Source organism: Gammaproteobacteria bacterium, from assembly GCA_013696315.1.
Lineage (GTDB): Bacteria > Pseudomonadota > Gammaproteobacteria > JACCYU01 > JACCYU01 > JACCYU01.
Map to the genome: position 1 here is coordinate 1 of JACCYU010000117.1, position 8,644 is coordinate 8,644.

Sequence of the window (8,644 nt, forward strand, 5' to 3'; positions counted from 1 at the left end):
GATCCGCTCAATCTGGTGGGTTCGATCGTGCCCGGCGCGCGCGTGCCATCGCTCACTAATAACCGCGTTTTGTATCGCGATGGGGTTCCCGTTGCAACCCTGGCCGGCCGCCAGACGCTTCTGCTCGAAACCATGAGCGGCGAGAACGAGTGGCAGGCGCGCTCCGCGCTGTTACGGCGGCGGATGCCCGGCTACGCGGTCACCGATGGGCACACCGGCGGCGTCCCGCCGCGCCAACTGTAGTTATCGTTTGAACCAGGGACGGCTAGCCCCAGTATGGCTTAAAGAAGGAAAAATCCAAAGCTGCCGTTATTGCCCGGTCAGGCGATCGCGCGGCTGGCTCGCTTGCGTTCGTGTTCCTTCACATAACGTTTGCGCAGGCGGATGGCCTTCGGTGTGATCTCTACCAGTTCGTCGTCGTTTATGAACTCCAGCGCCTGTTCGAGGCTCATGCGTATTGCCGGCGTGAGAATTATGTTCTCGTCGCTGCCCGCAGCGCGGATGTTGGTGAGCTGTTTGCCCTTCAGTGGGTTGACGGTCAGATCGTTGTCGCGCGAGTGGATGCCGATTACCATGCCTTCATAAATCTGTTCGCCGGGCCCGATCACCAGCCGCCCGCGTTCCTGCAGGTTGAACAGCGAATAGGCCAGCGACTTGCCGGCGGCGTTGGCGATCAGCACGCCATTTCGCCGCTGGCCGATGGCCAGTGGGCTTGCCAGACCGTAATGATCGAACACATGGGTGACGATGCCGGTGCCGGAGGTGATGCCCATGAACTCAGTGTGAAAGCCGATCAGGCCGCGCGCCGGCACCATATATTCCAGCCGCGTGCGCCCCTGGCCATCCGGCTCGATGTGGCGCAATTGGCCGCGGCGCTGGTTGAGGTTGTCGATCACCGCACCCTGATGCGCGTCTTCGACGTCGGCGATCAATAATTCGTAAGGCTCGTGCACGCGCCCATCTACCTCGCGGGTGATGACCCTGGGTCGCGACACGGCCATTTCATAACCCTCGCGGCGCATGTTCTCCAGCAACACGGACAGATGCAGCAGGCCGCGGCCGGATACCTCGAAGCGATCCGGGTCGTCGGTATAGGCCACTTTGAGCGCCACATTGGATTTCAACTCGCGTTCCAGCCGTTCGCGCAGGTGGCGACTTGTCAGAAACTGACCTTCCTTGCCAGCAAACGGCGACTTGTTGACTTCGAACGTCATGTTCATGGTCGGTTCGTCCACCGTCAGCGGCGGCAGCGCCTCTGGTGTCCGTGGATCACAAATTGTGTCGGAAATATCGAGTTCGTCCATGCCGGTCAGCGCCACGATGTCACCGGCCTCGGCCTGTTCGACCTCGATGCGGTTTAGCCCTAAGAAGCCGAGAATGGTCAGCACCCGCCCGGAGCGCCGCGCGCCCTCGCGATCGATGATCGTCACATTGCTGCCCGCGCGTAAACGGCCGCGCTGGATGCGGCCGATACCGATCTGGCCGACGTAACTGTTGTAGTCCAGGGTTGTGACCTGCATGCGAAAGGCGCCGTCCAGGTCAACCGGCGGCGGCGGCACGCGCGCCACGATAGTCTCGAACAGCGGGGTCATGTCGCCGTCGCGTACGGTGTCGCGCAAGCCCGCATAACCGCGTAGCGCGGAGGTGTAAACGACCGGAAAATCCAGTTGCTCGTCGGTCGCATGCAGGGCGTCAAACAGGTCGAAGGTCTGTGTAAGCGTCCAGTCCGGCCGCGCGCCCGGGCGATCGATCTTGTTGATCACGACGATGGGCTTAAGACCCAGCGCGAACGCCTTGGCCGTGACGAAGCGGGTTTGCGGCATGGGGCCATCCACCGCGTCCACCAGCAGCAATACCGAATCCACCATGGACAACACGCGCTCGACTTCGCCGCCAAAATCCGCGTGTCCGGGCGTATCGACGATATTGATGCGATAGGTTTGATCGCCGGTACGCCACTGAATGGCGGTATTTTTGGAAAGAATGGTGATCCCGCGCTCACGTTCAAGGTCATTGCTGTCCATGATCCGTTCGGACGTAATATCGCGAGCGTCCAGCGTGCCGGACTGGCGTAACAGACAGTCGACCAGCGTCGTTTTGCCGTGGTCTACATGCGCGATAATTGCAATATTGCGGAGATCTTCGATCATTGAAGAATTTTTTGCGGTGCGGAAAGTCGGTCATTATCCGCCAGTCGGTGTGCTTTGCCTACCAAGCGACCTAGTATGGCGGGCTAGCGGTCGATACGAAGGTGCAAACGGCGGAGCAGGTGGTTGGCTAAGTAATGATTACAGATACACCGGGTCGGTCACGCTGGTCTGGTCACTCTGCGCGTCGGCGACTAAGATCAGCGTGGCGGCAATTCACGGCGGCGTTTACGCCATCGCGATCGCGCGACGCTTGGTATATACCATCAAATTCGGACTTATCGAACTCGGCGCCGGTTACCGCGGTTGCAGATGGGCAAGCAGCGTGTCGTCGCCGAGTGTGTGCTCAACCTGGTAGACCTTCGCGGGTAGTGCCGTTGCCGGTTTTGCCAGGTAAGAGGGTGAATCGCGATATTCATTGGTGGCCATCAAAATGGCTCGCGCCACCAAGGTCGGACGGTCCAGGTGAATATGGTGGCCGCTACGGCGAATCAGGATATGCAGCGAGTGCGGATTGCGGGTTGCGAGTTCGGTCTGCAGTTGCATCCACAACGCCTCCATCAGATCCCCTTTCCGGTCATGCGGCCACACGCGCTTGCCACGTGTCAGCACGACCACGGGCACATCCGGCCAGTGCGGCGCATTTAGAACCTGCATGGCGCTGACGCGAAAATACCGAAGCTCGTTCATGACTGCACTCATGGTCTTGCGGGAAGACATGAGATCGGTGACGGTCCGCGACAGGCGTGCGGGGATATTGGCGGGCACCGAAGCAGCCTGCGTCATCAGCACCGATGCGCCGCGACGCGGTGCTGTGCTTACGCCAATAGGCTCCGCTTCGAAGCGTTCGACCTGCCCGGGATGAGAGGATTCTACCAGCACGAGACCCGCCACCAGCTCAGGGAAAATGCTGGCAAAAAGCTGTGTGTCGTAGCCGCCATAGGAATGGCCGGTCAGCACGTAAGGCGGTTCGATCCCGCCACGTTTCAGCAGCGTATGAAGTTCAAGCGTATTTTGCAAGCTGGTTCTTGGCTCCTGGCTTGAGTCGCTCCAGCCGTAACCAGCGCGGTCGTACGTGCACGCGCGAGTGTAGGACGCCAGGCGTCGTTGAACGGTCAGCCATTCCAGCGCGGAGCCGCCCAATCCCGCGTCCATAACGACGGTCGGCGATCCGTGGCCGATGCAGTAGAGATGCAGTCGATGCGTACCGACATTAACGAGTCGCCCGGGGGGGCGTTCCACACTAATCGAAGCAGCACCGGCAGCGTTGGCTTGCGGCGCGGCGGTAATCAAACCCCACACTAATGCGGCGATCCAGAGCACACTACAGGGTCGCGATACGCGGCGATGCGGCCATTCTGTGTGAAGACGAGTTCTAGCGGAACGCTCAGAACTGACTGCAACTAATTTCAGGGCGCCAACCCCACTATTGCAATGTCCGAACGCAAATGTGCGATTAATATGCCAACAGTAGTCTTATCCCATTCTTTCAGTAATGCGGTGGGGTCTTCATCCCGAAATCGAGCTGCGTGCAATGGTCTCAATTTGTTGCACCGCACTATTTTAGGGCGAGGCCGCACGCAGATGGTTCGACCGGGAGCGATGCGGACGTGGGTGAGGCACCGGTCTGGGGGCACTTCGATCTGATCCAAGGGCGTTAATCTACGCGGAACTTGCGGGCCGGTCGCCAGTTCGGTCATGCTAAGAAAAAAGAGAGCCATATCAGACAGCGAACGCCACAAACGTTCCGTGGATTCGGCTGCGCTGGCACCAGTGATTGCCGCGCGCTTCCCTTTGCAGTTTTATGCGAGCTCGCCTTTCGCTTCGTCCGGTCGCTGTCGCTCGGCGACATTACCAGTTCCGTGCAAAACTCGTATGAAATGAAAGAGTTCTCGACTAATGACTCCCCAGCGCCCGATGCGCCAGCGCCGAATCATATATTCAGATCCTTGCAGGTACCGAATTTTCGCCGCTATTACCTGGGCCAGCTCATCTCCCTAAATGGCACCTGGATGCATTCGATCGCGCAGGCCTGGCTCGTTTATCGGCTGACGGGTTCAAGTTTTATGCTCGGTCTCGTGACATTTTGCAATCTTGCGCCGGTGCTCTTGCTGAGCCTGCTCGCCGGCGTCGTGGCGGACCGGTTCAACCGTCGCAAGATGCTCATCGTTGTGCATAGTTTCGCCATGCTGCAGGCGCTGCTGCTGGCCGCGCTGACCATCACCGATGCGGTCGAACCCTGGCAAATTGTGGTGCTGGCGACGGCCCTGGGCGCGGCGCGGGCGTTCGAGGTGCCCGCGCGCCACGCGCTAATCGGCGAGATTATTCCCCGTGAGCAACTCTCCAATGCGATCGGGCTGAGCTCCACCACCTTCAACGCGGCGCGCTTCGTGGGACCGGCGATTGCCGGCGCGCTGGTGGCATGGTGGGGTGAGGGGCCGGTCTTCCTGGTCAATGCGCTGTCCTTTTCGGCAATTCTGTTCGCGCTGATCGGGATGCGCCTGGAAAAGCGACCGGATCACCCTGCCAGCGCACGCTTAGGCGCCCATTTGATGGAGGGGCTGCGCTTCGCTGCCGGGCATGCTCAAATCAGGGGCGGGTTGTTGATGCTGGGCATAGTAAGCATGCTGAGCAGCGCGATCACGGTATTGATACCGGTGTTTGCGGCCGAGACGCACGCCGGCGACTCGCGACTGATGGGCGTCATGATGAGCGCCATGGGCGCCGGTGCGCTGCTTGGCGCCTTGCGTCTGGCGGCCCGGCCCTCCGGCGAGGGACTGGAGCGCGTGATAGGCTGGGCGGCGTTTGGCCTCGCGGTTGCCGCCTGCGTGTTTTCAACGGTGCATGTGCTGTGGCTGACCTTGCCGGTGCTGGTGCTCATCGGCTACGGACACACCAGCGCCGCGGCCTCGGCCAACGCGATGATTCAGTTACATACAGAAGACGCCTTGCGCGGGCGCGTCATGTCGATTTTCTCGATGAGTTTTCTGGGGCTTATGCCGATCGGCAGTTTGCTCGGCGGGTGGGCGGCTGAACATGTGGGAGCGTCCGCGACCATCACCTGGTTCGGGGTCGCCTGCGGATTAATGTCGTCGTTGTATTTGTGGTCGCTGTACAAGCCTGCACGTACCGATTCCCGGGCACGCCATGCCAATGGCCAAAGTCACGTGAATCGTTAAACCAGCGCTCGCAACCCTTGGACGAGCCGCCCGATGCCCGTAGTAACGGTTTCCTTGCGCAACGCGCCGTAGGCAATGCGCAAATAGCAGCCCGTTTCCGCACCGAACGCGGAACCCGGAATGACGGCTATTCGATACTCGCGGATCAGTCGCTCCACCAGCGTCATGTCCGGGATGTCGGTGTGTACGCGCAATAGGACATAGAATGCGCCCTCGGCGCGGGGCGGGTCGATTCGTCCCTCGAGTTCACCCAGTTGTCGGAGCACGGCTTGACGAACTTCGCCGATGCCGCGGATATTTTCGCGGGTGCAGGCCCAGTCCGACTCCAGCGCGCCCAGCGCGGCATGTTGCGCGACGGTGGGCGGGCAGATCAGTATGGTGTCCTGCACCTTGCCTACCGGTGAGATCAGTTGTTGCGGCAGCAGCATGTAGCCGATGCGCCAGCCCGCCAGCGCGTAGCCTTTTGAAAATGAGAATAACGAGAGCGTGAGTTCGTCCGCACCCGGCAGCGAGGCAGGGGAAAAATGCCGCGCGCCATCCCAGACGAAAGCCTCGTAAGCCTCGTCGCTGATGTGGTAGAGCCGGTACTTACGGCAAAGCGCGTTGACCTGTTCCAGCGCGGCTTGCGAATATATGGCGCCAGAGGGGTTATTGGGCGAAACGGTGACGATCACGCGGGTGCGCGCGGTGATGGCCGCTTCGATTAGGTCCGGGCGCAAATGATAATTTGCATCGGTGGAGACGGGCACCGCGCGGCAGCCACTCATGGTCACAGCCATTTCGTGGTTAAAGTAGTAAGGCGTAGGGAGGATGACTTCGTCGCCGGGCTCGGCGATGGCCAGCACCGCGTATAGAAACGCCATATTCGAGCCAGCCGTGATCATGATGCGATCTCGATCAGACACCGTGATGGCGTTGGTCGCGCCGAGCTTGTCGATCAGTGCCTCTCTGAGTTCGGGAAGCCCTTGCGCCTGACCGTAGCCGTGATTATCGGGGTCGGCGAGGCTCGCGTGAATGCGCGCGACTGCCTGGAGCGGCGGCGCGTAATGGACGACGCCTTGCCCTAAAGAGATGGTTCCGGGGTGCGCTCTTATCAGGGCCGCGATCGCCGGAATGATCGGCGGCTGCACCGCCTGTACGCGCAGGCTGGCGGCAAGGGCAACCTTGGCACGGGCGGAATTATTCATTTCTGGCATAACTGTTTCAGGCGCAAAGTATGGAAACAAATTCGGGGAAGCAGGTGCGGCCGCGCGCCTGTGCAAATCGCGTGCGCGGCGGTTCGAGGACCGCATGGCTGGCGGTGGCCTTAATATGGATCAGCGCCTGCGTTCACACACCGCCGTCAGACCAGCCCGAAGATGCTCCCGCGCATAAGCGCGACGCGGCGCCGCCCGTGACGCCGACGCCGTTCGAGGCCGAAGAAATGCCCGTCACTATCCCGAGCGAAGGCTGGTTTATCCTCGTCACCAAGGCCAGCCGTCAAATGGCCGTGTATTCCGACGGGGAGATCGTGCATCGCTATAACATCGGTCTGGGCTTTCAGCCTTCCGGTCACAAGCGCTGGGAAGGCGATGGCCGCACGCCGGAAGGAGATTATTCGGTGGCGATGAAAAATCCTCAGAGCCGCTATTTCCTCTCCCTGGGGCTAAACTACCCATTGCCCAGCGATGCGGCGGCAGGTTACGCGAAAGGTCGTATATCCCGGGAACAGTATCAGACGATCGAGGAAGCCCACAATGCTCGCAAAGTGCCGCCGTGGAATACCCGTCTGGGCGGCGAGATTTTCATCCACGGCCGCGGCGCCTCCAGCGACTGGACTCGCGGCTGCATCGCGCTGGAAAACGATGACATGCAGCAGCTTTATAACCTGGTCGATGTCGGCACACCAGTTACCATAATGCCCTGACCCACCATCTGCAAGCGCACCTGTCCGCATGATGAAATCTTTTTTCGCACCTACGGTCTCTGATACTATGTGGCGAAAGTACGCGACTGATAGATCATGCGGTCGGTCAAGCGTCAATAATAATACGAGAAATCAGGAACATGCTACGCGGCACAGCCGCATGGCGAAGGCGGGATGTCGGCAATGCTTGAATCCGGCGATTGACCGAGCAGTCAAGCAAGCTGAATTGATCTAGCACGGCCGCCTCACCGACAGGGACTTGGAATGTACGAATCTTATTACAAACTCCGTGATGAACCTTTCCGGCTGAGCCCGGATCCTTACTATTCCTTCAAGCACAGAAGTTACGTGCAGGCAGAGGGTTACCTGCGATACGGCGTGCAGCGTGCGGAGGGTATAGTCATGGTGACCGGTGTGCCCGGCACGGGCAAGAGCACGCTGGTCAGTGATCTGTTAAGTGATTTTCCGCCTTCGAAGTTGCTGACCGGTACCCTGGTCATAACGCGCCTGGAGACTGACGATCTGTTTCGAACAGTCGCGTTCGCCTTCAATCTGTCCGTCGAAGGCATGGATAGAGCCAGTGTGCTGCGTACCCTGGAGCTCTTCCTCACCGAAAACGCACAGGCCGGCAAGCGCGCCTTGCTGATAGTCGACGAGGCGCAGAATATGTCTATAGATGGGCTTGAAGACCTGCGACTCCTGACCAACCTGCAAAAGGGCAATCGGCCGCTGTTGCAGATCTTCCTGCTCGGCCAGGAAAGCCTGCGTGACAAGGTGCAGGATCCGAAGCTGAAACAGCTGTTGCAGCGGATCATTGCCGCGTCCCACCTCGATCCGCTGGAACCGGACGAAGCCCGGGATTACATTGAGCAGCGCTTGCAGCGCGCAGGCTGGCAGGGCGATCCCGAAATTACGGACGACGCCTTTATCCTGATTTACAAATACAGCAGCGGCATCCCGCGGCGTATTAACCAGCTTTGCAGCCGCCTGTTTCTGTATGGCAGCGTTGACGAAAAACATGTGCTGGAGGCGGCTGACGTGCAGGCCGTGCTGGAGGATTTCCGCAAGGAATTGCTATTGCCGGCTGACGAACAGCACGAAATCGAGGAGATTTCGCGCGCCTACACACGCGCCGCGAAGAGCGGCGCCAAAAGTGCCTCATACCAGCCGCGCGTGGTACCGCCCTCGGTGCGTCCAGTCGAACATGACAAGAGCGACGCGACACGACCACCAAACGCTGAGCGTTTTAATCGGGCAGAGAAATCCGGTGCGCCAGCGCGAGATAACCGTGTCGCCCCTGGGCGCGCGAACCAGGAACGCGGCGGCGGTTCGCCGCCGCATCTGCAGTCGGTCATCAACCAGAAGTCATCCGTGAACGAAGCACTGAAATCACTGGAAGAAGAGCGTACGCC

Annotated in this window: 7 protein-coding genes; 4 read left to right on the forward strand and 3 right to left on the reverse strand. The window is 60.1% G+C overall.

Features of this window, described 5'->3' with window-relative positions:
• A partial coding sequence (locus tag H0V34_07310; GenBank protein ID MBA2491509.1) for a hypothetical protein occupies positions 1-243 on the forward strand: 243 nt, incomplete at its 5' end.
• Positions 244-320: 77 nt separating this feature from the next.
• On the opposite strand, the gene typA is transcribed toward H0V34_07310, so the two are convergent.
• Both typA and H0V34_07320 read right to left on the reverse strand, forming a co-directional pair.
• Positions 321-2,150 carry a translational GTPase TypA gene (typA, locus tag H0V34_07315; GenBank protein ID MBA2491510.1) on the reverse strand — a complete coding sequence of 610 codons (1,830 nt, stop codon included), beginning with the start codon at positions 2,148-2,150 and terminating at the stop codon, positions 321-323.
• Between the two features lie 294 nt (positions 2,151-2,444).
• A complete protein-coding gene (locus H0V34_07320; GenBank protein MBA2491511.1) occupies positions 2,445-3,290 on the reverse strand; it encodes an alpha/beta hydrolase in 846 nt (281 codons plus the stop codon).
• A gap of 806 nt (positions 3,291-4,096) precedes the next feature.
• Between H0V34_07320 and H0V34_07325 the strand changes: the two genes are divergently transcribed.
• Positions 4,097-5,326: an MFS transporter gene (locus tag H0V34_07325; GenBank protein ID MBA2491512.1), complete on the forward strand. Its 1,230-nt coding sequence runs from the start codon at positions 4,097-4,099 to the stop codon at positions 5,324-5,326.
• Here H0V34_07325 and H0V34_07330 read toward each other — a convergent pair.
• Positions 5,323-6,513, reverse strand: a complete 1,191-nt coding sequence (locus H0V34_07330) for a pyridoxal phosphate-dependent aminotransferase (protein ID MBA2491513.1) — start codon at positions 6,511-6,513, stop codon at positions 5,323-5,325. The genes H0V34_07325 and H0V34_07330 overlap by 4 nt on opposite strands.
• Positions 6,514-6,749: 236 nt before the next feature.
• Here H0V34_07330 and H0V34_07335 point away from each other — a divergent pair, with 236 nt between their 5' ends.
• Entirely contained in the window at positions 6,750-7,232 is a 483-nt protein-coding gene (locus H0V34_07335) for a L,D-transpeptidase (GenBank protein MBA2491514.1), read from the forward strand.
• 264 nt (positions 7,233-7,496) lie between these two features.
• Positions 7,497-8,644 (forward strand): AAA family ATPase (locus H0V34_07340; GenBank protein MBA2491515.1); only part of this gene is annotated, 1,148 nt, incomplete at its 3' end.

Excerpts from the sequence above, each read along its gene's own strand:
- typA (MBA2491510.1), bottom strand. The coding sequence starts at position 2,150 with ATGATCGAAGATCTCCGCAATATTGCAATTATCGCGCATGTAGACCAC.
- H0V34_07335 (MBA2491514.1), top strand. The coding sequence starts at position 6,750 with ATGCCCGTCACTATCCCGAGCGAAGGCTGGTTTATCCTCGTCACCAAG.
- H0V34_07330 (MBA2491513.1), bottom strand. The coding sequence starts at position 6,513 with ATGAATAATTCCGCCCGTGCCAAGGTTGCCCTTGCCGCCAGCCTGCGC.